A 25,266-nucleotide genomic window follows, 5' to 3' on the forward strand; every position below is an offset into this window, starting at 1 on the left:
ACCGCGCTGGCCGCACTGTTCGCCGCGCACCGGATCACCGCGGTGGTGCACGCCGCCGGGGTCCTGGACGACGGCGTGGTCGAATCACTGAGCCCCGAACGGCTGGACACCGTGTTGCGGCCCAAGGCCGAGGCCGCCTGGCAGTTGCACGAGCTGACCCGCGAGCTGGACCTGGCCGCGTTCGTGCTGTTCTCCTCCGCTTCCGGCCTGCTCGGCGGACCCGGCCAGGGCAGCTACGCCGCCGCGAACGCCTTCCTGGACGCCCTCGCCGAACACCGTCGCGCCACCGGTCTGCCCGCGCACTCCCTTGCCTGGGGCGCCTGGGCCGAGACCGGCGGCATGGCGGGCAGGCTCACCGAGGCCGAAACGCGCCGGATGGCCCGCGAAGGCGTGCGGCCACTGGCCACCGCCGAGGCACTGGCCCTGCTCGACGCGGCCGTGGCCACCGACCGGGCCGTGCTCGCCCCGCTGCGCCTGGACCTGCCCGCACTGCGCGCCAACGGCGCCCCCGCCGCCCTGTTGCACGGCCTGCTGCACCACCGCCGCCGCGCCCAGGCCGGGACCGCGCACACCGCGCCGCTGCGGCAGGAACTGCTCGCGCTGCCCGCCGCCGACCGGGACAGCCGGCTGCTGACACTGGTGCGCGGCCAGGTCGCGGTGGTGCTCGGCTACGGCCAGGCCACCGCTATCGAACCGGAACGGGCCTTCAATGATCTTGGTTTCGACTCGCTCACCGCGGTCGAACTGCGCAACGGCCTCACCGCCGCCACCGGCCTGCGCCTGCCCGCCACCCTGGTCTTCGACTACCCGACCCCGCTGGCGCTGACCCGCTACCTCGCCACCGAACTGCTCGGCGCCGCCGAAGAACCCGGCACGCCCGCACCGGTGCGCACCAGCGTGGACGAGCCGATCGCGATCGTCGGCATGGCCTGCCGCTACCCCGGCGGGGTCAGCTCGCCGGAGGAACTGTGGCGACTGGTCGCCGCCGGCGGCGACGCGATCTCGGTGTTCCCGGACGACCGCGGCTGGGACGTGGACGGCATCTACAACCCCGAACCCGGCCTGCCCGGCAAGACCTACACCCGGGAAGGCGGCTTCCTCTACGGCGCGGCCGAGTTCGACCCCGGCTTCTTCGGCATCTCCCCGCGGGAAGCCCTCGCCATGGACCCGCAGCAACGGTTGTTGCTGGAGACCTCCTGGGAGGTCTTCGAGCGGGCCGGGATCAGCCCGAAGTCCTTGCAAGGCAGCCAGACCGGGGTGTTCGCCGGTGTGATGTACCACGACTACGGCACCCGGATGTCCGCGGTGCCACGGGATTTGGAGGGCTACGTCGGCACCGGCAGCGCGGGCAGCGTGGTCTCCGGCCGGATCGCCTACACCTTCGGCCTGGAAGGCCCGGCGGTCACCGTCGACACCGCGTGTTCCTCCTCGCTGGTCGCCCTGCACTGGGCGGTGCAGGCACTGCGCTCCGGTGAATGCGATCTCGCGCTGGCCGGTGGCGTCGCGGTGATGGCCACCCCGGACACCTACGTCGAGTTCTCCCGCCAGCGCGGTCTGGCCGCCGACGGGCGCTGCAAGTCCTTCGCCAAGGCCGCCGACGGCACCAGCTGGTCCGAAGGCGCGGGCATGCTACTGGTGGAACGGCTCTCCGACGCGGTGCGCAACGGACACGAAGTCCTGGCCGTGGTGCGGGGGAGCGCGGTCAACCAGGACGGCGCGTCCAACGGCCTCACCGCGCCCAACGGGCCGTCCCAGCAGCGGGTGATCCGGCAGGCACTGGCCGCGGCCGGGCTGCGACCGTCCGAAGTGGACGCGGTGGAGGCGCACGGCACCGGCACGGTGCTCGGCGATCCCATTGAGGCGCAGGCACTGCTGGCCACCTACGGGCAGGACCGGGACGAGCCGCTGTGGCTCGGCTCGATCAAGTCCAACCTCGGGCACACCCAGGCCTCGGCCGGGGTGGCCGGGATCATCAAGATGGTCATGGCCATGCGGCACGGCCTGCTGCCCAGGACCCTGCACGTGGACGAGCCCTCGTCGCACGTGGACTGGTCGGCGGGCGCGGTCGAACTGCTCGCCGAGGCCAGGGACTGGCCGGAGCAGGGCCGTCCGCGGCGCGCCGGGGTGTCCTCCTTCGGGATCAGCGGCACCAACGCGCACGTGATCATCGAGCAGCCCGCCGCGGTGGCGCCCGTGATCCGGCGGATCGAACCAGGGGTCACGCCCTGGCTGCTGGCAGGCAAGAGCGAGCAGGCCCTGCGGGACCAGGCCACCCGCCTGCTGTCCGTGGTGGACGGCAACACCGGGCTGGAACCGGTGGACGTCGCGGTGTCGCTGACCCAGCGGCAGAACTGGGAGCACCGCGCGGTGCTGGTCGGTGCGGAGAGCGCCGAGCTGCTCGACAGCCTGCGCGCACTCGCCGCGGGCGAACCGGCCACCGGCCTGGTGACCGGCTCGGTCCGGCCCGGCGGTCTCGCGTTCCTGTTCTCCGGTCAGGGTTCCCAGCGACTGGGCATGGGCCGCGAGCTGTACGACACCTACCCGGCCTTCGCCACGGCCTTCGACGCGGTCTGTGCCGAGCTGGACCCGGAACTGCGGGCGGTGATCTCCGCGGACGAGGAACGACTCGCCACCACCGAGTTCACCCAGCCCGCGTTGTTCGCGGTGGAGGTCGCGCTGTTCCGGCTGCTGGAGAGCTGGGGCCAGCGCCCGGACTTCGTGCTGGGCCACTCCATCGGCGAGATCGCCGCCGCGCACGTGTCCGGGGTGCTCTCCCTTGCGGACGCCTGCCGTCTGGTCACGGCACGCGGCCGGTTGATGCAGGCGCTGCCCGCCGGTGGCGTGATGATCGCGGTGCAGGCGGCCGAGGCGGATCTCACCCCGCTGCAGGCCGAGTACCCGCTGGTCGGTCTCGCCGCGGTCAACGGACCCGAATCCGTGGTGCTCTCCGGCGATGAGGACCAGGTCCTGGCGCTGGCGCAGACCCTGGCCGACCAGGGCAGGCGTACCCGGCGGCTGCGCGTCTCGCACGCCTTCCACTCGCCGCTGATGGAGCCGATGCTCGCGGAGTTCCGGACCGTGCTCGAAGGACTGTCCTTCGAGCAGCCGGAGATCCCGATGGTATCCACTGTGGACAGTGACCCGGCGACGGTGGACTACTGGGTGCGGCAGGTGCGCGAGACCGTGCGCTTCGCCGATGCCGTGCGGACCCTGGCCGACCGGGGCGTGCGCCGGTTCCTGGAGATCGGACCCGGCGGCGTGCTCTCCGCCATGGTCGAGGACTGCCTGCCCGAACCGGTGACCGCCGCGGCCCTGCGCAAGGGCCGGGCCGAGGCCGCCGCACTCATCGAGGCACTGGCCCGGCTGCACGTCAGCGGCCAGACGGTGCCCTGGCCCACCCTGCTCGCCGGTCGCGGTGGCAGGCGGATCGACCTGCCCACCTACGCCTTCCAGCACCAGCGCTACTGGCTGGCGGCCGGCAGCGCGGGCGGCGATGTGGCCGTGCTGGGCCAGCAGGCCACCGACCACCCGCTGCTCGGCGCGGCCGTGCCACTGCCCGACTCCGGCGGTCTGCTGCTGACCGGCCGGCTGTCCCTGGCCGCCCAGCCCTGGCTGGCCGACCACCGGGTCGGCGACCTGGTCCTGTTCCCCGGCACCGGGTTCGTCGAACTGGCATTGCGGGCCGGCGCCGAGGCGGACTGTCCGACGCTGGACGAGCTGACCGTGCAGGCCCCGCTGTCCCTGCCCGCCAGCGGCGCGGTGCAGATCCAGGTCGCCCTCGGCCCGGAAACCGACGGCCGCCGGGAACTGAGCGTGTACGCCCGCCCCGAGCAGACCCCGGACGAAGCACCGTGGCTCTGCCACGCCAGCGGCACCCTGAGCACTTCGTTGACTGCCACCGGTTTCACCGAGGACGTGTGGCCACCGGCCGATGCCGAACCGCTCACCGTCACCGGCTGGTACGACCAGCCCGGCGCAGCACTGGGTTACGGCCCCGCCTTCCAGGGCCTGCACACCGCCTGGCGGCGCGGCAGCACCCTGTTCGCCGAGGTGGAACTGCCCGCCACGGTGGCCGATCCGAGCCGGTACGGCCTGCACCCAGCCCTGTTCGACGCGGCCCTGCACGTGCTCGGCCTCTGCCGGGACACCGCGGAGACCGCGCTGCCCTTCGCCTGGTCCGGCGTACGCCTGCACGCCTCGGGCGCGGGCGCACTGCGGGTCCGGATGGACCTGGACGGCGCGGACGCGGCCATCGAACTGGCCGACGCCGAGGGCGGCCCGGTCGCCTCGGTCGGCTCGCTCGCGGTGCGCCCGGTGACCACCGCGCAGCTGGCCGCCGCGCACACCGGCCACCACGACGCGCTGTACCGGCTGGACTGGCCGCCGGTCGCGGCAGGCACCGCCACCACGCTCACCCACACCCGGCTCGGCCCCGGCGGCCTGGACGGGCTCACCGAGGTCCCCGACCTGGTCGTGCTGCCCTGCCTGCCCGAACCCGGCCCGGACCTGCCCAGCTCGGCCCGGGCCACCACCGGCGCGGTGCTGGCCGTGCTCCAGCAGTGGCTGGCCGAACCGCGCTTCGCCAACGCCCGCCTGGTCGTGCACACCCAGGGTGCGGTGTCCATTGCCGGCGAAGGGATTTCCGACCTGGCCGCGGCCACCGTCTGGGGTCTGGTCCGCTCGGCGCAGTCCGAACACCCGGGCCGGTTCGTGCTGCTGGACACCGACGGCGAGCTGGATTCCCCGGCCACCGCGGTGGTTCCCGGCGAACCCCAGCTCGCCGTGCGCGACGGCGTGGTGCGGGTGCCCCGGCTGGTCCGCGCCCGCACCGGCGCCACCCCGGCGAGTTCGCCATGGGGCACCGGCACGGTGCTGGTCACCGGCGGCACCGGCGGTCTCGCCGTGGACGTCACCCGGCACCTGGTGGTCACCCACGGGGTCCGCGACCTGGTGCTGGTCAGCAGGCGCGGCATGGACGCGCCCGGCGCGGCCGAACTGGTCGCCGACCTGACCGAGGCAGGCGCCCAGGTCGAGGTGGTCGCGGCCGACCTGGCCAACCGCGCCGAGGTGGTCGCCCTGCTCGCCGAACTCGGCCCGGACCGGCTCTCCGCGGTGGCGCACGCGGCCGGGGTGCTCGACGACGGGGTGCTGGAATCCCTTACCCCGCAACGCCTGGACGCCGTGCTGCGGCCCAAGGTGGACGCGGCCTGGCACCTGCACGAGCTGACCCGCTGCCAGGATCTGTCCGCGTTCGTGCTGTTCTCCTCGGCCGCAGGCACCCTCGGCGCACCCGGCCAGGGCAACTACGCCGCGGCCAACTCCTTCCTGGACGCACTGGCCGAGCACCGCCGCGCCAACGGTCTGCCCGCGCAGTCGGTGGCCTGGGGCCTGTGGGCCGAGGCCGGTGGGATGAGCGGCGACCTGGCCGAGATCGACCGGCGCAGGCTGGCCCGCGACGGCGTCGCGCTGTCCACCGAACACGCCCTGGCTCTGCTGGACGCGGCCCCCGGCACCGGCGATCCGGTGCTGGTCGCCGCCCAGCTCGGCTCCTACATCCACAATGGACAGACACCAGCGGTGCTGCGTGGCCTGCGCCGCGGCGGGCAGCGCGCCGAACCCGCGGTCCGGGCAGGCACCGGTGTGCGCCGCCTGGCCGGACTCACCGCCGCCACCCAGCGCGCCGGGCTGCTGGACCTGGTCACCGCCCGCACCGCCACCGCGCTCGGCCATCGCTCCGGCCAGGACGTCCGGACCGCGAGCACCTTCCAGGAACTCGGTTTCGACTCACTGACCGCGGTCGAACTGCGCAACGGCCTGGCCGCCGCGACCGGGTTGCGGCTGCCGGCCACCCTGGTCTTCGACCACCCGACCCCGCAGGCACTGGCCGAGCACCTGTTCACCGAACTCTTCGGCGCGCAGCAGCCGGCCGCGCCGGAACCGGTGGCCGCACAGGCGAGCGAGGAGCCGATCGCGATCGTGGGCATGGCCTGCCGCTACCCCGGCGGGGTGAGTTCGCCGGAACAGCTGTGGCGGCTGGTCGCCGAGGGCGCCGACGCCATCTCCGGATTCCCCGCCGACCGCGGCTGGGACGTGGAACGGATCTTCGACCCCGAACCCGGCCTGCCCGGCCGCACCTACGTGCGCGAAGGCGGATTCCTGTACCGCGCGGCCGAGTTCGACCCCGGCTTCTTCGGGATCTCCCCGCGGGAGGCCCTGGCGATGGACCCGCAGCAGCGGTTGCTGCTGGAGACCTCCTGGGAGAGCTTCGAGCGCGCCGGGATCGACCCGTCCTCGTTGCGCGGCAGCCGGACCGGGGTGTTCACCGGTGTGATGACACACGACTACAGCAGCCGGATCACCACCGTGCCGGAGGAGGTCGAGGGCTACTTCGGCACCGGCAACTCCGGCAGCGTGGCCTCCGGCCGGATCGCCTACACCTTCGGCCTGGAGGGCCCGGCGGTCACCGTGGACACCGCGTGTTCCTCCTCGCTGGTCGCGCTGCACCTGGCCGCGCAGGCCCTGCGCTCCGGCGAATGCGAGCTGGCGCTGGCCGGTGGCGTCACCGTGCTGGCCACCCCGGACTCCTACGTGGAGTTCTCCCGTCAGCGCGGCCTGGCCCCGGATGGTCGGTGCAAGTCCTTCGCCGAGGCCGCCGACGGCACCAGCTGGTCCGAGGGCGCGGGTGTGCTGCTGGTGGAACGGCTTTCCGACGCCCAGCGGCTCGGCCACCCGATCCTGGCCGTGCTGCGCGGCAGCGCGGTGAACCAGGACGGCGCGTCCAACGGCCTGACCGCCCCCAGCGGCTCGGCCCAGCAACGGGTGATCCGGGCCGCACTGGCTGCCGCCGGCCTGCGACCGTCCGAAGTGGACGCGGTGGAGGCGCATGGCACCGGCACCACGCTCGGCGATCCCATTGAGGCGCAGGCGTTGCTGGCCACCTATGGGCAGGACCGGGCCGAGCCGCTGTGGCTGGGGTCGATCAAGTCGAACATGGGCCACACCCAGGCCGCGGCCGGGGTCGCGGGCGTGATCAAGATGGTGATGGCGTTGCGCAACCAGGAGTTGCCGCGCACGTTGCACGTGGACGAGCCCTCGGCGCACGTGGACTGGTCGGCCGGCGCCGTCGCGCTGCTGACCGAGCCGGTGGCCTGGCCGGAACTGGACCGGCCCCGCCGGGCCGGGGTGTCCTCCTTCGGGATCAGCGGCACCAACGCGCACGTGATCATCGAGCAGGCCCCGGCGACCGAACCCGCCCGCCCGGTCGAACCCGCGCTGGTGCCCTGGGTGCTCTCCGGAGCCACCGAGGACGCCCTGCGTGCCCAGGCCGAACAGCTGCTGTCCACTGTGGACGAGGATGTGGTGTCGGTCGGCTACTCCCTGGCCACCGGACGCGCGGCACTGGAACGCCGGGCGGTGGTGGTCGGCGCGGAGGCCGCCGAGTTCCGGGCCGGACTGGCGGCGCTGGCCGCCGGTCAACCCGCCGCCGGACTGGCCGAAGGTGTTGCGGGAAAGGGTAAACTGGCCTTCCTGTTCGCCGGGCAGGGCTCGCAGCGGCTGGGCATGGGCCGGGAACTGCACGAGACCTACCCGGCCTTCGCCGCGGCCTTCGACGCGGTGTGCGCGGAGCTGGACCCGCGGCTGCGTGAGGTCGTCTGGTCGGACGAGAAGCAGCTGAGCGAGACCGAATTCGCCCAGCCCGCGCTGTTCGCGGTCGAGGTGGCACTGTTCCGGCTCCTGGAGAACTGGGGAGTGCGGCCGGAGTTCGTGCTCGGCCACTCCATCGGCGAGATCGCGGCCGCGCACGTGGCCGGGGTGTTCTCCCTCGAAGACGCCTGCCGCCTGGTCACGGCACGCGGCCAGTTGATGCAGGCGCTGCCCGACGGCGGCGTGATGGTGTCGGTGCGGGCGGCACTGGCCGAGGTGGAGCCGTTGCTGACCGGGCTGGTCAGTGTGGCCGCGGTGAACGGACCGGATTCGGTGGTGCTCTCCGGAGCCGAGGACGAGGTGCGGGCGATCACCGAGGCACTGGGGCGCAAGTCCCGGCGGCTGCGGGTCTCGCACGCCTTCCACTCGCCGCTGATGGAGCCGATGCTCGACGAGTTCCGGACCGTGGTCGAGCAGATCGCGTTCAGCGCGCCGGAGATCCGGGTTGTGTCCACTGTGGACGGCGAATGGGACACGCCGGAGTACTGGGTGCGGCACGTGCGGGAGACCGTGCGCTTCGCTGACGGCGTCACCGCACTGGCCGCCGAGGGCGTCACCGCGTTCCTGGAGATCGGACCGGGTGGCGCGCTGACCGCGCTGGCGCAGGAAATCCTGGCCGCGGACGAGATCCTGGTGCCGGGCCTGCGCAAGGACCGGACCGAAGCACGATCGATCACCGAGGCGCTGGGCCGGTTGTTCGTCGCCGGGATCACCCCGGACTGGACCGCGGTCTTCGCGGGCCACCAGGCCCGCAGGGTCGACCTGCCCACCTATCCCTTCCAGCGTCAGCGCTACTGGCTGGACGCGGCAGGCGCCGCCAGGGACGCCGCAGGGATCGGCCAGCAGGCCATGGACCACCCGTTGCTGGGCGCGGCCGTGTTGCTGCCCGAGGGCGCGGGCGCGGTGCTCACCGGCCGGCTGTCCCTGGACGCCCAGCCCTGGCTGGCCGACCACGCGGTCGGCGAGCTGGTGTTGTTCCCCGGCACCGGATTTGTCGAACTGGCCCTGTGTGCAGGTGAGCAGGTGGACAGCCCGGTGCTGGCCGAACTCACCCTGGAGGCCCCGCTGGTGCTGCCCGCCAGCGGCGGCGTCCAGGTGCAGGTCTCGGTCGGCGCGGGGGAGCAGGGCAGGCGCCCGGTCACCGTGCACTCCCGGCCCGAGCACGCGCGCACCGAACCGTGGACCTGCCACGCCCGCGGCCTGCTCAGCGCAGAGTCGACCACCCCGGACGTACTCGGCGACTGGCCGCCCGCGGATGCGGAAACCCTTGCGGTGGAAGAGTTGTACGACCGCCTGGCCGAGGCCGGGCTGCACTACGGGCCGGTGTTCCGCGGCCTGCGCGCGGCCTGGCGGCACGGCGGCGAGCTGTACGCCGAACTGGCCCTGCCCGACTCGGCCAACGCCCGCTTCGGCTTGCACCCGGCCCTGCTGGACTCGGTGCTGCACGTGCTGGCCGCCCAGGGCGAATCGAATGGCGGACCTGGCCTGCCGTTCGCCTGGACCGGCGTGCGCCTGCACGCCACCGGCGCGACCTCCTTGCGTGCCAGGCTGATCCCCGAGGGCAGCGGCGTGCGCCTGCACCTGGCCGACGACAGCGGACTCCCGGTGGCCGAGGTCGACTCGCTGGTGCTGCGCACGGTGTCCCCGGAACAGCTCGCCGCGGCCAACAGCACCGCGGACGATGCGCTGTACCAGGTGGACTGGCCGGTGCTCGCCACCCCGGCGACCGGCGAAGTGTCGGTGGCCTGGCTGGGTGACGGCGGCCTCGCTGAGATCGTCGAGGTGCCGGACGCGGTGGTGCTGGCCGTGCGCGCCGAACCGGGCGAGGTGCCAGCCGCGGTGCGGACGGCGACCGGCCGGGTGCTGGCGGTGCTGCAGGAGTGGCTGGCGGATGAGCGGTTCGCCGCCGCCCGGCTGGTCGTGCACACCCAGGACGCGGTCTCCGTCGCCGGTGAAGAAGTGCGCGACCTGGCGGGCGCCGCGGTCTGGGGCCTGATCCGCTCGGCCCAGACCGAACACCCGGACCGGTTCGTGCTGGTGGACGCGGCCGAGTTGCCGACCTCGGCACTGGCCACCGGCGAACCCCAGTTCGCCTTGCGGGACAACGAGATCCGGGTGCCCCGGCTCGCCGCCGCCACCAGCTTGGGCGCCGACGCGCCGCGCTGGGACACCGGCGCGGTGCTGATCACCGGCGGCACCGGCGCACTGGGCGCGCTGCTTGCCCGCCACCTGGTCGCCGAACACGGGGCCCGCCAACTGGTCCTGGCCAGCCGGCGTGGCCCGGACGCGCCGGGCGCGGCCGAACTGGTGGCCGAACTGGACGCCGAGGTCACCGTGGTGGCCTGCGATGTCACCGACCGGGACGCCCTGGCCGGACTGCTCGCCGCGCACCCGGTCACCGCGATCGTGCACACCGCGGGCGTGCTGGACGACGGCGTGGTCGAGTCGATGACCCCCGAGCGGCTGGACACCGTGTTGCGGGCCAAGGCCGATGCCGCCTGGCACCTGCACGAACTGACCCGCGAGCTGGACCTGACCGCGTTCGTGCTGTTCTCCTCGGCCGCCGGGGTCACCGGCGCGCCGGGCCAGGCCAACTACGCCGCGGCCAACGCCTTCCTGGACGGTCTCGCCGCGCATCGCCGCGCCACTGGACACCCCGCGCACTCCCTCGCTTGGGGCCTGTGGGCGGACACCGGCGGCATGGGCGGCCGGACCCCGAAGGACGGGGTGCGCCCGCTGGCCACCCCGGAGGCGCTCGCGCTGTTCGACCGCTCGCTCACCCTGGCCACCCCGGCCCCGGTCCCGCTGCGGCTGGACCTGGCCGGACTGCGCACCCACGAACACCTGCCCGCCCTGCTGCGCGGCCTGGTCCGCACCCGGCGCACCGCCCAGCGCGGCGGCGGCGCGGCGGCCTTGCGGCGGCGGCTGGCCGGCCGATCCCCGGCCGAATCACTGGCCGTGCTGCTGGAACTGGTGCGCGGTCAGGTCGCCGCGGTGCTCGGCCACTCCGGTGGGCACGCGGTCGACCCGGAACGCGCCTTCACCGACCTCGGCTTCGACTCGCTGAGCGCGGTGGAACTGCGCAACGGCCTGGCCGCCGCCACCGGTCAACGGCTGCCGGCCACGCTGGTCTTCGACCACCCCACCGCGGCCGCACTTGCCGCGCACCTGCACACCGTGCTGGCCCCGGACACCAACGGGCACCACCCGGACACCGAGGAGACCGAGGTCCGCCGCCTGCTCGCGGCCATCCCGGTCAGCCGCCTGCGCCAGGCCGGACTGCTCAACGTCCTGGTCCAGCTGGCAGGCGAGAGCGACACCGCACCGGCGGGCGCGAACGGCGCGCCCTCGATCGACGACATGGACGCGGAAAGCCTGCTGCGCCTGGCGATGGGAGAGTCATGAGCACGCCACCCAAGGAGTTCGTCGAAGCGCTGCGGTCCTCGCTCAAGGAGGTCGAGCGGCTCCGGCAGGTCAACGAGCAGCTGGTCGCCGCGAGCACCGAACCGGTCGCCATCATCGGTATGGGCTGCCGGTACCCAGGCGGCATCAGCTCCCCGGCCGACCTGTGGCGGCTGCTCACCGCGGACGGCGACGCCATCTCCGGCTTCCCCACCGACCGCGGCTGGGACCTGGACGCGCTGTTCGACCCGGACCCGGACAACTCCGGCACCAGCTACGTCCGCGAGGGCGGATTCCTGTTGGAGGCAGCCGAGTTCGACGCCGCCTTCTTCGGCATCTCGCCGCGGGAGGCCCTGGCCATGGACCCGCAGCAGCGGTTGTTCCTGGAGATCTCCTGGGAGGCCCTGGAACGCGCCCGGCTGGACCCGACCTCGCTGCGCGGCAGCCGGACCGGGGTGTTCGCCGGGTGCAGCAGCCACGACTACGCCACCGGCCTGCACGAGCTGCCCGAGGCGGTCGAAGGCCACCTGATCACCGGCAACTCGGCCGCGGTGCTCTCCGGCCGGGTCTCCTACACCCTCGGCCTGGAGGGCCCGGCGGTCACCGTGGACACGGCGTGTTCTTCCTCGCTGGTGGCGTTGCACCTGGCCGTGCAGGCGCTGCGCAACGGGGAATGCGATCTGGCGCTGGCCGGTGGCGTCACCGTGCTGTCCACCCCCGGCGTGTTCATCGAGCTGTCCAGGGGTGACGCGCTGGCCACGGACGGCCGCAGCAAGGCATTCGCCGCCGCCGCGGACGGGGCGGGCTGGGCCGAGGGCGCCGGCGTGCTCGCGGTGGCCCGGCTCTCCGACGCGCAACGCCTGGGCTACCCGATCCTGGCCGTGCTGCGCGGCAGTGCGGTCAACCAGGACGGCGCGTCCAACGGCCTGACCGCACCCAACGGCCCGTCGCAGCAGCGGGTGATCCGGGCCGCCCTGGCCAACGCGGGCCTGCGACCGTCCGAAGTGGACGTTGTGGAGGCGCACGGCACCGGCACCGCGCTGGGCGACCCGATCGAGGCCCAGGCCCTGCTCGCGACCTACGGGCAGGACCGGGACACCCCGCTGTGGCTGGGCTCGGTCAAGTCCAACTTCGGCCACACCCAGGCCGCTGCGGGCGCCGCCGGGGTGATGAAGATGGTGCTGGCCTTGCAGCACAACCGGTTGCCGCGCACCCTGCACGTGGACGCGCCGACCCCGCACGTGGACTGGACCGCGGGCCAGGTCGAGCTGCTCACCAACCCGGTGGACTGGGCCGACGGCGACCGGCCGCGCCGGGCCGGGGTGTCCTCCTTCGGGATCAGCGGCACCAACGCGCACCTCATCCTCGAAGCAGCGCCACCGGTCACCGAGCCGGAATCCATGCCACCCAACGGTCTGCTGCCCTGGGTTCTGTCGGCCAGGAACCCGGCCGGACTGCGCGCCCAGGCAGCCCGACTTCTGTCCACTGTGGACAACTTGCCGAATCTCGAAGCCGCTGAGGTCGGGCACGCGCTGTTGCGTACCAGGGCCGCCTTGGAACAGCGCGCGGTGCTGCTCGGCGCGGACCGGGTCGAGCTGCGCGAGGAGCTGGCCGGACTCGCCGCCGGTCGTCCGGCCGCCGAGGTGGTGCAGGGCCGGGTGGTCAAACCCGGTCAGATCGTCTTCGTCTTCCCCGGTCAGGGCGGGCAGTGGGCCGGGATGGCGGTCGAGCTGATGGCCGCCGACCCGGTGTTCGCCGCCCGGATGGCCGAGTGCTTCGCCGCGCTGGAGCCGTTCCTGGACTGGGATCCGCTGCCGATGCTCGCCGATCCCGTTGCCATGCGGCGGATCGAGGTGCTCCAGCCGCTGCTGTGGTCGGTCATGGTGTCACTGGCCGCGGTGTGGCGGGCGCACGGCGTGCACCCGGCCGCCGTGCTCGGCAGCAGCCAGGGCGAGGTGGCCGCGGCCTGCGTCGCCGGTGCGCTCTCGCTGCGCGACGGCGCCCGGATCATCGCACTGCGCAGCCAGTTGTTCGCCGACGAGCTGGTCGGCAACGGCATGGTCGCCTCGGTCGCGCTCACCGCCGAGGAGGTCCGGCAGCGGCTGCTCGGCTACCCGGGACTGGTGCTGGCCGGGGTCAACGGGCCGCGTGCGGTGGCGGTGGCCGGGGAAACCGGGTTGCTGACCCGGTTTGTCGAGGACTGCACCCGGGAGGACGTGCGGGCCCGGATCGTGCCGGACACGGTCGCCTCGCACACCGGCCAGGTCGACCCACTGCGAGACCGCCTGATCGACGCGCTGTCCCCGGTCCAGCCCGCCGACGGCGAGATCGCCTTCTACTCCACCGTCACCGCCGGACCCCTGGACGGCTCGGCGCTGGACGCCGGGTACTGGTTCGAGAACGCCCGCAGGCCGATGGCCGTGCGGGACACCCTGCGCGCGCTGCTGGCCGACGGACACGGGGTGTTCATCGAACTGGGCGCGCACCCGGTGCTGACCACCGCGGTGGCCGCCACCGCGGAGGACTTCGGCGCCGAGGCCGTGGTGGTCGGCTCGCTGCGCCGCGAGGACGGCGGCCCGCGCCGCATGCTCAGCGCACTCGCCGAAGCCTGGACCCAGGGCGTGCCGGTTGACTTCACCGCGCGGTACGGCCAGGTGCGGCCGGTGGACCTGCCCACCGCGGCCTTCCAACGGCAGCGGTACTGGCTGGACAACACCGGCCTGCCCGCCGGGAGCGACCCGGTGGACGAGAAGTTCTGGCGCGCGGTGGAACGCGCCGACCTCACCGAACTGGCCGGCACCCTCGGTGTGGCCGAGGAAGAGTCCCTTCATCAGCTGGTGCCCATGCTCTCCGCCTGGCGCCGTCGCCGCCGCGAGGACCAGCTCGCCGACGGCCTGCGTTACCGGATCGACTGGCAGCGCGCCGAACCGGCCGAACCCGCGCTCACCGGGACTTGGCTGGTCCTCGCTCCGGCGAACCAGTCCGTGGACCTGGAACCCTTCGGCGCCACCGTGATCCGGATCGAGGCCGAGCCCGCCGCCGGCCGCGCGCTGCTGGCCGAACTGCTGCGTCCACTCGCCGGGCAGTCCTTCGCCGGAGTGTTGTCGCTGCTCGCACTGCCGCCGGGCGCCGGACCGGCCGGTACCCTCAGCCTGTTCCAGGCCCTGGCCGACACCGGCATCGAGGCGCCGCTGTGGTGCCTGACCCGCAACGCGGTCGCCGTCTCCGCCGAGGAGACCGCCGACCCGGTGGCCGCCCAGGTCTGGGGCCTCGGCCGGGTCGCCGCGGTGGAGGAGCCACGCCGCTGGGGCGGCCTGATCGACCTGTCCGCCGAGGATGCCGATCGCCTGCTCGCCGCCGCACTGTCCACTGTGGATGGTGAGGACCAGGTCGCGCTCCGGCCGGGCGGGATGTTCCTGCGCAGACTGGTCCGCGCCACCACCGGCCCGGTCGATCCGGACGCCTGGCAGCCTGCCGGCACGGTGCTGGTCTGCGCGAGCGACCCGGACAAGGGCGCGGCCATCGCCGCCTGGCTCACCGATCGGGGCGCGCGGCCGGTGACCCTGCCCGCCCCCGCCGACCGGGACACCCTGGCCGCACTCCTCGCCGAGCACGGCCCGGTGCGCGCGGTGGTGCACGACGTGCTCCGGATGGACCTCACCCCGCTCGCCGACCTGACCCCGGATCGGCTGGCCGAAGTGGTCAGCGCCACCGCCGACAGCCTGGCCGCCCTGGACGAGCTGCCCGACCTGGACGCGGTGCTGTGCTTCTCCTCCATCGTCGGCGTCTGGGGCAGCGCCGAACACGCCGCGATGGCCGCTACCAGCGCCTACGTGGACGCTCTCGCCACTGACCTGCGGCGGCGCGGGGTCCGGGCGACCTCGGTGTCCTGGGGCCTCTGGCAGCCCGGCGGGAATCCCTCCGCCGCCGGGGAACGGGTGCGCGGGCATGGGGTGAACGTGCTCAGCGCCGAGGTCGCCTTCACCGCACTGCGCCAGGTCCTGGACCGGGACGAGATCAACCCCACGGTGGCCGACCTGGACTGGACCCGATTCGCGCCGGTGTTCACCGTGGCCCGCCCCAGCCCGCTGATCGCCGCCATCCCCGAGGTCCGGCGACTCGCCGAGGCAGCCGCGGCAGGCGGCGGTTCCGCGCTGCGCCAACGGCTTTCCGGACTGGCCGCGGCCGAACAGCACCGGGTGCTGCTGGAACTGGTGCGCACCGAGGTCGCCGCCGCGCTCGGCCACCAGGGCAGCGCCGGGATCGCCCCGGACCGGCAGTTCAAGGAACTCGGCTTCGAGTCGCTCACCGCGGTCGAACTGCGCAATCGGCTCACCGCCGCCACCGGCCTGAAACTCCCGACCACCCTCGTCTTCGACCACCCCACCGCCACCGCGCTGGCCACCCACCTGCGGGCCGAACTGCTCCGCGAACCCGCCACCGCGACCGCACCCGTGCGCGCGGCGGTCGACTCCGGCGACCCGATCGCGATCGTCGGCATGGCCTGCCGCCTGCCCGGCGGCATCACCGCGCCGGAACACCTGTGGCAGCTGCTCGCCGAGGGCCGGGATGCGATCTCCGGCTTCCCGGCCGACCGCGGCTGGGACCTGGACGCCCTCGCCGACGGCGGATCAGCCACCCAGCAGGGCGGATTCCTCTACCAGGCCCCGGAGTTCGATGCCGCCTTCTTCGGCATCAACCCGCGCGAGGCCGCCGCGATGGACCCGCAGCAACGACTGCTGCTGGAGACCTCCTGGGAGGTGTTCGAGCGGGCCGGGATCGACCCGAAGTCGTTGCCGGGCAGCGCGACCGGGGTGTTCGTCGGCACCAACGCCCAGGACTACGCCACCGGCGCCTACCAGGCCCCGGACGCCGACGCGGGCTACGTGGGCACCGGCAGCGCGGCCAGCGTGCTCTCCGGCCGGGTGGCCTACACCCTGGGTCTGGAGGGACCGGCGGTCACCATCGACACCGCCTGCTCGGCCTCCCTGGTGGCCCTGCACCTGGCCGCCCAGGCCCTGCGCTCCGGCGAATGCGATCTCGCGCTGGCCGGTGGCGTCACCGTGATGGCCACCCCCGGCATGTTCGTCCAGTTCAGCAGCCAGCGCGGCCTCTCCGCCGACGGCCGCTGCAAGGCCTTCGCCGCCGAGGCGGACGGCACCGGTCTGGGCGAGGGCGCGGGCGTGCTGCTGGTGGAACGGCTATCCGACGCACTGCGCAACGGGCACGAAGTCCTCGCTGTGGTGCGGGGGAGTGCGGTCAACCAGGATGGCGCGAGCAACGGCCTGACCGCACCGAACGGGTTGGCCCAGCAGCGGGTGATCCGGCAGGCACTGGCCAACGCGGGCCTGCGACCGTCCGAAGTGGACGCTGTGGAGGCGCACGGCACCGGCACCGTGCTGGGTGATCCGATCGAGGCCTCCGCGGTGCTCGCCGCCTACGGGCAGGACCGGGACACCCCGCTGTGGCTGGGTTCGCTCAAGTCCAACCTCGGGCACACCCAGGGCGCGGCCGGGGTCGCCGGGGTGATGAAGGTGATCCTCGCCCTGCGGCACAACCTGTTGCCGCGCACCCTGCACGTCACCGAGCCCTCCCCGCACGTGGACTGGTCCGCAGGGTCGGTCTCCCTGCTCACCGAACCGGTGTCCTGGCCGGAGAACGGGCGTCCGCGCCGGGCCGGGGTGTCCTCCTTCGGCATCAGCGGCACCAACGCGCACGTGATCATCGAACAACCGCCCGCCGTCCCGGTCGCCGAGCGCGCCACCCAGCCGGGCGTCACCCCCTGGCTGCTCTCCGGCCGGACCGTCAACGCCCTGCTCGCCCAGGCCGGGCAGCTGGCCGAGTTCCTGGCCGAGCGGCCCGAACTGGACCCGGTGGACATCGGCTACTCCCTGGCCACCACCCGCTCGGCGTTCGAGCACCGCGCGGTGCTGGTCGGCGCGGACCGGGCCGAACTGGATCAGGCGCTGAGCACAGTCACCGGCGAGGCCGCGGCCAACCCGGTCGCCGGACGGCTGGCCTTCCTGTTCTCCGGCCAGGGCGCGCAGCGACTCGGCATGGGTCGCGAGCTGTATGACGCGTACCCGGCCTTCGCTGAGGCGTTCGACGCGGTCTGCGCCGAGCTGGACCCCGAACTGCGCACGGTGATCTGGTCGGACGAGGAACGCCTGGGGCAGACCGAGTTCACCCAGCCTGCGTTGTTCGCCGTCGAGGTCGCACTGTTCCGGCTCCTGGAAAGCTGGCGGCTGCACCCGGACTTCGTGCTCGGCCACTCCATCGGCGAGATCGCCGCCGCGTACGTGGCCGGAGTGTTCTCCCTGGCCGACGCCTGCCGCCTGGTGACCGCGCGCGGTCGCCTGATGCAGGCGTTGCATGAGGGCGGCGTGATGGTCTCGGTGCGTGCCGGACTGGACGTGGTCGAGCCGCTGCTCACCGGCCTGGTCAGCGTGGCCGCCGTGAACGGTCCGGAGTCGGTCGTGATCTCCGGTGCCGAAGCCGACGTCCTGGTGATCGCGGGAACCCTGACCGGACAGGGCATCAAGACCAAGCGGCTGCGGGTCTCGCACGCCTTCCACTCGCCGCTGATGGACCCGATGCTCGACGAGTTCCGGAGCGTGGTCGAAGGATTGTCCTTCGGTCAGCCGGAAATCCCGATTATGTCCACTGTGGACGATGATCCGGCGACGGCGGACTACTGGGTGCGGCAGGTGCGGGAGCCGGTGCGGTTCGCCGACGGTATCCGGCGGTTGGCTGCCGAGGGCGTCACCGCCTACCTGGAGGCCGGTCCGGGCGGCACGCTCACCGCGCTGGCCCAGGAAAACCTCACCGCGGGCGAGATCGTGCTTCCCGGACTGCGCGGTGACCGGGACGAACCGCGCGCGGTGCTCGCCGCGCTCGGCGGACTGCACGTGGCGGGGCAGCCGGTGGACTGGGCCGCGGTGTTCGCCGGACGTGACGCCCGGCGGGTCCAGCTGCCCACCTATGCCTTCCAGCGCACCAGGTTCTGGCCGGCCGCGGGCGCGCCGGCCGGGGATGCCGCGGGCTTCGGCGTCGAATCGGCCGAGCACCCGCTGCTCGGCGCGGCGGTCGCGCTGCCCGACTCCGGCGGATTGGTGCTCACCGGCCGGGTCTCGGTGGACACCCAGCCCTGGCTGGCCGATCACGTGGTCGGCGAGAGCATCTTGTTCCCCGGCACCGGTTTCGTCGAACTGGCCCTGCACGCGGGCGAGCGGGTGGACTGCCCGGCGCTGGCCGAACTGACCCTGGAATCCCCGCTGGTGCTGCCCGAACGCGGCGCCGTGCAACTCCAGGTCGCGGTGGCCGCGCTGGAGGACGGCCGACGCGCGCTGAGCGTGTACTCCCGGCCGGAACGCGCGGTGACCGCGGACGCCTGGACCTGCCACGCCCGCGGCCTGCTCACCACCGACTCCGCCACCCCCGCACCCGAATCGGACTGGCCACCGGCCGACGCCGAACCGGTGTCCCTGGACGGGCTGTACGACCGGTTCGCCGAGGGCGGCTTCGGCTACGGCCCCGCCTTCCGCGGTCTGCGCGCGGTGTGGCGGCGGGACACCGAGGTCTTCGCCGAGGTCGAACTGCCCGAGGCGGCCAACCCGGCTGGCTTCGGCCTGCACCCGGCCCTGCTCGACGCGGCCCTGCAGAGCGCCGCGCTGACCGGGGGCGCCGAAGGCGCGCAACTGCCCTTCGCCTGGCGCGGGGTGCGCCTGCACGCCACCGGTGCGACCGCGCTGCGGGTCCGGCTGTCCCGGCCCGCCGAGGACACCGTCTCGCTGACCGTAGCCGACCCCGGCGGCGCCCAGGTCGCCTCGATCGAAGCCCTGATCTCCCGGCCGGTCTCGGCCGAACACCTCGCGCTGGGCCGGGGCGGCGTGCACGACTCGCTGTTCCGGATCGACTGGACCGAGGTCTCCGGACCGGAACCCGCCCCGGTCACCGCGGTCTGGCTGGGCGAAAACGGACTGGCCGAACTGACCGAGGTGCCGGACGTGGTGGTGCTGCCCTGCACCACCGACCCGGACACCGACGTGCCCACCGCTGTGCGCGCCGCCACCGGCCGCGTGCTCGGCGTGCTGCGCGGCTGGCTCGCGGACGACCGCTTCGCCGCGGCCCGGCTGGTCGTGCACACCCGGGGCGCGATCTCCGTTGCCGGTGAAGGGGTTTCCGACCTGGCCGGGGCCGCGGCCTGGGGCCTGGTTCGCTCCGCGCAGGCGGAGCACCCCGGCCGATTCCTGCTCATCGACGCCGACGACACCGCGGCACTGCCCGGCGCGCACACCGTCAGCGAACCCCAGCTCGCGGTCCGCTCCGGCGCCCTGTACGCACCCCGGCTCACCCGGGTCCCGGCGCCCGCCGATCCGGAAACCCCGGCCCGGCACGGCACCGTGCTGGTCACCGGCGGCACCGGCGGCGTTGGCGCTGCCGTGGTCCGGCACCTGGTCGCCGTGCACGGGGTCCGGCACCTGGTGCTGGCCAGTCGCCGCGGCCCGGACGCGCCCGGCGCGGCCGCACTGTCCACACTGGACGCCGAAGTGCGGATCGTGGCCTGCGATGTGGCCGACCGCGCCGCGCTGGCCGGGCTGATCGACTCGATCGACCCGGCGCACCCGCTCACCGGCGTGGTGCACGCCGCCGGAGTGCTCGACGACGGCGTGATCGGCTCGCTCACCCCGGAACGGCTGGACACCGTGTTGCGCCCCAAGGCCGACGCGGCCTGGCACCTGCACGAGCTGACCCGCGACCTCGGCCTGTCGATGTTCGTGCTGTTCTCCTCGGCCGCGGGCGCCATGGGCGGACCCGGCCAGGGCAACTACGCCGCCGCGAACGTCTTCCTGGACGCCCTCGCCGAACACCGGCACGCCACCGGCCTACCCGCCCAGTCACTGGCCTGGGGCTGGTGGGCCGAGGCGGGCGGCATGAGCGGCGACCTGGACGGCACCCGGCTGACCAGGGACGGCATCGCGCCCCTGAGCAACGCCGAGGCGCTGACCCTGTTCGACACCGCCCTGCGCCTGCCGCTGCCCGCCCTGGTCACCACCCGGCTCAATCTGGCCGCGCTGCGACCGCTGGCCACCGCCGGGATGCTGCCGCCGTTGCTGCACCGGCTGATCCGGGTCCGCCGCCGGGCCCAGCAGAGCAGCGCGGACACCGCCACCCTGCGCGCCCGGCTGCGCACCCTGCCCGAGGCCACGGCCCGGGAAGAGCTGCTGGACCTGGTCAGCCGCCAGATCGCACTGGTGCTCGGCCACGGCGGCAGTGCGACCATCGCACCTGGCAGCGCCTTCACCGACCTCGGCTTCGACTCGCTCACCGCGGTCGAACTGCGCAACGGCCTGACTGCCCGCACCGGACTGCCGCTGCCGGCCACCCTGGTCTTCGACTACCCGACCCCGCTGGTCCTTGTCGAGTACCTGTTCGCCGAACTCCTTGGCGGTCAAGAGGATCCGGGCACTCCGGTCCGCCGGACGCGGGCGGCCGACACCGAGCCGATCGCGATCATCGGCATGGCCTGCCGCTACCCGGGCGGGGTGAGTTCGCCGGATGACCTGTGGCGGCTGGTCGCCGCCGGCGAGGACGCGATCTCCCGGTTCCCGGAGGACCGCGGCTGGGACGTGGCCCGGATCTACGACCCCGAACCGGGCCTGCCCGGCCGCACCTACACCCGCGAGGGCGGGTTCCTGCACGAGGCCGCCGAGTTCGACGCCGCCTTCTTCGGCATCAACCCGCGCGAGGCCCTGGCCATGGACCCGCAGCAACGCCTGATGCTGGAGACCTCCTGGGAGGCGGTCGAGCACGCGGGCATCGACCCGAAGTCCTTGCACGGCAGCCAGACCGGCGTGTTCACCGGCGTCATGTACCACGACTACGGCAGCCGGATGGTCACCGTGCCCGAGGGCCTGGAGGGCTACCTCGGCACCGGCAACTCCGGCAGCGTGGCCTCCGGCCGGATCGCCTACACCCTGGGCCTGTCCGGCCCCGCGCTCACCGTGGACACCGCCTGCTCCTCCTCACTGGTCACCCTGCACCTGGCCGTGCAGGCCCTGCGCTCCGGGGAATGCGATCTGGCGCTGGCAGGTGGCGTCACGGTGATGTCCACCCCCAGCCTCTACCTGGAGTTCAGTCGCCAGCGCGGCCTCGCCGCCGACGGCCGCTGCAAACCCTTCGGCGCGGGCGCGGACGGCACCGGCTGGTCCGAGGGCGCTGGCGTGCTGCTGGTGGAACGGCTCTCCGACGCCGTCCGCAACGGCCACCCGGTGCTGGCCCTGGTGCGCGGCACCGCGGTCAACCAGGACGGCGCCTCCAACGGCCTCATCGCCCCCAACGGCCCGGCCCAGCAACGGGTGATCCGGCAGGCACTGGCCAACGCGGGTCTGCGACCGTCCGATGTGGACATGGTCGAGGCGCATGGCACCGGCACGGTACTCGGCGATCCCATCGAGGCCCAGGCCCTGCTGGCCGCCTACGGTCAGGACCGGGACACCCCGCTGCGGCTGGGCTCGATCAAGTCCAACCTCGGCCACACCCAGGCCGCGGCCGGGGCCGCCGGGATCATCAAGGTGGTGCAGGCCCTGCGGCACCACCAGTTGCCGCCCACCCTGCACGCCGAGGACCCCTCCCCGCACGTGGACTGGTCCGCGGGCTCGGTCGAACTGTTGACCAAGGCCGTCGACTGGCCGGACAACGGCCGCCCACGCCGGGCCGGGGTGTCCTCTTTCGGGATCAGCGGCACCAACGCGCACGTGATCATCGAGCAGCCGCCCGTGGCCGTCGAACCGGCACCGGCCGCCCCGGCGCTGGTGCCATGGGTGATCTCCGGCGCCACCGAGGAAGCCCTGCGGGCCCAGGCGGACCGGCTGCTGTCCACTGTGGACGAAGACGTGGTGTCGGCCGGGTACTCGCTGGCCACCGGCCGGGCCGCGCTGTCCTGGCGCGGCGTGGTGCTCGGCGCCGATCCGGCCGAGTTCCGGTCCGGACTCAGCGCGCTGGCCGGGCGGGACGCCGCGGCGAACATGCTGCTGGGCGAGGTGCGGCCCGGCAAACTCGCCTTCCTGTTCTCCGGTCAGGGTGCGCAACGACCCGGCATGGGCCAGGAGCTGTACGAGACCTTCCCGGCCTTCGCCGCCGCCTTCGACGAGGTGTGCGCGGAGCTGGATCCCGAGCTGCGCACGGTGATCTGGTCGGACGCGGAACGACTGGGGCAGACCGAGTTCACCCAGCCCGCGTTGTTCGCCGTCGAGGTCGCGCTGTTCCGGCTCCTCGAAAGCTGGGGCGTGCGGCCGGACCTGCTGGCCGGGCACTCCATCGGCGAGGTCGCCGCCGCGCACGTGGCCGGGATCCTGTCCCTGCCGCACGCGGCCAGGCTGATCACCGCCCGCGGCAGGCTGATGCAGGCGCTGCCCGCCGGTGGCGTGATGGTGTCGGTGCGCGCGCCGCTGGCCGAGGTCGAGCCACTGCTGACCGGACTGGCCGCGGTGGCCGCGGTGAACGGCCCGGAATCCGTGGTGCTCTCCGGCGCCGAGGCCGAAGTGCTGCCCATTGCCGGAATCCTGGCCGAGCGGGGACACAAGACCAAGCAGCTGCGGGTCTCGCACGCCTTCCACTCACCGCTGATGGACCCGATGATCGAGGAGTTCCGGGCTGTGGTCGGCGAACTCTCCTTCGCTCAGCCCCGAACTCCTATCGTGTCCACTGTGGACGGCGATCCGGCCACGCCGGAGTACTGGGTGCGGCACGTCCGGGAGGCCGTGCGGTTCGCCGACGCGGTGCGCGGGCTGGCCGAACAGGGCGCGACCCGGTTCCTGGAGGTCGGCCCGGACGCGGTGCTCTCCGCCATGGTCGAGGACTGCCTGGACCAGCCACCGGTGGTCGCGGCCACCGCCCGCAGGGACCGGGACGAGCCCCGCACCCTGCTCACCGCCCTGGCCCGGCTGCACGTGGCCGGGGTCCCGGTGGACTGGACCGCCTTCTTCGCCGGGCGCGGCGCGCGCCGGGTGCCGCTGCCCACCTACGCCTTCCAGCGTGAGCGGTACTGGGTGGACCTGGAACCACCACAGCAGGCCGACACCGCGTTCTGGGACCTGGTCGAGCAGGGCGATCTCGGCTCGCTGGCCGCCCAGCTCGATATCGAGGCGCCCGCACTGGGCGCGGTGCTGCCCAAACTCTCCGCCTGGCGCCGCCGCCACGCCGAGGACTCCCGGGTGGACGACTGCCTGTACCGCATCACCTGGCAGCCACTCGGCCCGGTCGCCGGCGGGGCCCTCGCCGGCACCTGGCTCGTGCTCGCACCCGCCGGGATCGACCTCCCCTGGGCGGCCGGACTGCGCGCCGCACTGCGGGACCGCGGCGCGGAACCGATCTGGCTGGAACTCGACCAGGACACCGACCTGGCGGCCCAACTCCACGAAGCCGGACCGCTCGCCGGTGTCCTGTCCCTGCTCGCCTTCGACGAGCGCGTCAAGTCCGGCACCACCGCGGTCTCGCAGGGGCTGGACGCCACCCTCACCCTGGTCCAGGCGCTCGCCGGGCAGGGCCACGGACCACTGTGGTGCCTCACCCGGCAAGCAGTGTCCACAGTGGAGGGTGAGCCCGCTGATCCGGCGCAGGCCCAGCTCTGGGGACTGGGCCGGGTGGTCGGACTGGAGTACCCGCAGGACTGGGGCGGCCTGCTCGACCTGCCCGCCGATCCGGTCCCGGACACCCTGGCCCAGGTCGCGGCGGTACTCGGCGGCGCGCTGCCAGGTGAGGACCAGCTCGCCCTGCGCGGCACCGGCGGCCACGCCCGCCGCCTCGAACACGCCCCGCCCCGGCTGGCCCCGGTCTGGACGCCCGGCGACGGAGCGGTGCTGGTCACCGGCGGCACCGGCGCGCTCGGCAAACACCTGGCCCGCTGGCTGGCCACCGCCGGCGCCCGGGAACTGGTGCTGGCCAACCTCCAGGGCCCGGACGCGCCCGGCGCCCAGGAGCTGTGCGCCGAACTCGCCGAACTGGGCGCCAAGGCCACCGTGCTCGGCTGCGATGTCGCCGACCGGGACGCGGTGTCCGCACTGCTCGCCGCGCATCAGGTGACCGCGGTCTTCCACATCGCCGGACTGCTCGACGACGGCGTCCTGGGCTCGCTCGACACCGAGCGGTTCGACCGGGTGCTGCGGGCCAAGGTGCTCGGCGCGCTGTACCTGGACGAGCTGACCCGCGACCGCGAACTGACCGCGTTCGTCACCTTCTCCTCGATCGCGGGCGTGCTCGGCTCACCGGGTCAGGGCAACTACGCCGCCGCCAACGCCGCCCTGGACGCCCTCGCCGCCCGCAGGCACGCCGACGGTCTGCCCGCCACCACCGTGGCCTGGGGGCCGTGGGCCGGTGGCGGCATGGCCGAACACGTGCTCACCGGCGAGGACGGCCAGCCACTCGGCCGCCGCGGCCTGCTCGCGCTGCCACCGGGCCTGGCCCTGGCCGCACTCGGCCGGGCGCTGGGCCGGGCCGAGCCCGCGCTGATGGTGGCCGATATCGACTGGGCCCGGATCGCGCCGCTGTTCAACCTGATGCGGCCCAGCCCACTGATCGAGTCCCTGCCCGAGGTGCTTCGGCTCGCCCCCGCCACCGGCGCGGCCGAGGACCTGGTCCGCGATCTCGCCGGACTCGACCCGGTCACCCGGCGGCAGCGACTGGTGGACCTGGTGCGGCGCAACACCGCCGCGGTGCTCGGCCTGCGCGACGAACAGGCCGTGCCACCCGGACGGGCCTTCCAGGAACTGGGGTTCGACTCGATGACCGCGGTCGAACTGCGCAACAGCCTCGATGGCGCCACCGGCCTGCGGCTGCCCGCGACGCTGGTGTTCGACCACCCCAATCCGGAAGCCCTGGCCGAACAACTGGCCGCGGAACTCTTCGGCGAGGGCGGACAGGGGCCATCGGTGCAGGCCGAACTCGACCGGCTCGCCGCGACGCTGGCCGCGACCAGCGTGGACGAGACGGCGCACCGCGCCATCGGCGCCCGGCTGCGGGAGCTGATCGGCCAGTGGAACGCCAAGGGAGACAACGAGATGGCCACCGAGCGGCTGGACGCGGCCTCGGACCAGGAGATGTTCGAGTTCATCGGCAAGGAGTTCGGGATCTCATGACCGACGACAAGTTGCGGCATTTCCT

General features: G+C 73.7%; 2 protein-coding genes (1 of these 2 cut by a window edge). Both read left to right on the forward strand.

Annotation, left to right across the window (positions count from 1 at the left end):
• A protein-coding gene (locus ACTOWY_RS38920) for a type I polyketide synthase (RefSeq protein ID WP_441314606.1) crosses the window boundary here: on the forward strand, positions 1-11,109 show its 3' portion. It extends 18,285 nt beyond the left edge of the window; the window shows 11,109 of its 29,394 coding nt (coding positions 18,286-29,394); its start codon lies off the left edge, out of view; it ends in the stop codon at positions 11,107-11,109.
• Positions 11,106-25,241 (forward strand): type I polyketide synthase, encoded by a 14,136-nt coding sequence (locus ACTOWY_RS38925; protein ID WP_441314607.1) that lies wholly within the window; start codon positions 11,106-11,108, stop codon positions 25,239-25,241. Before ACTOWY_RS38920 ends, ACTOWY_RS38925 begins: the two co-directional genes overlap by 4 nt.
• Positions 25,242-25,266: the final 25 nt, after the last annotated feature.

It is taken from the genome of Crossiella sp. CA198, assembly GCF_052078295.1.
GTDB lineage: Bacteria > Actinomycetota > Actinomycetes > Mycobacteriales > Pseudonocardiaceae > Crossiella.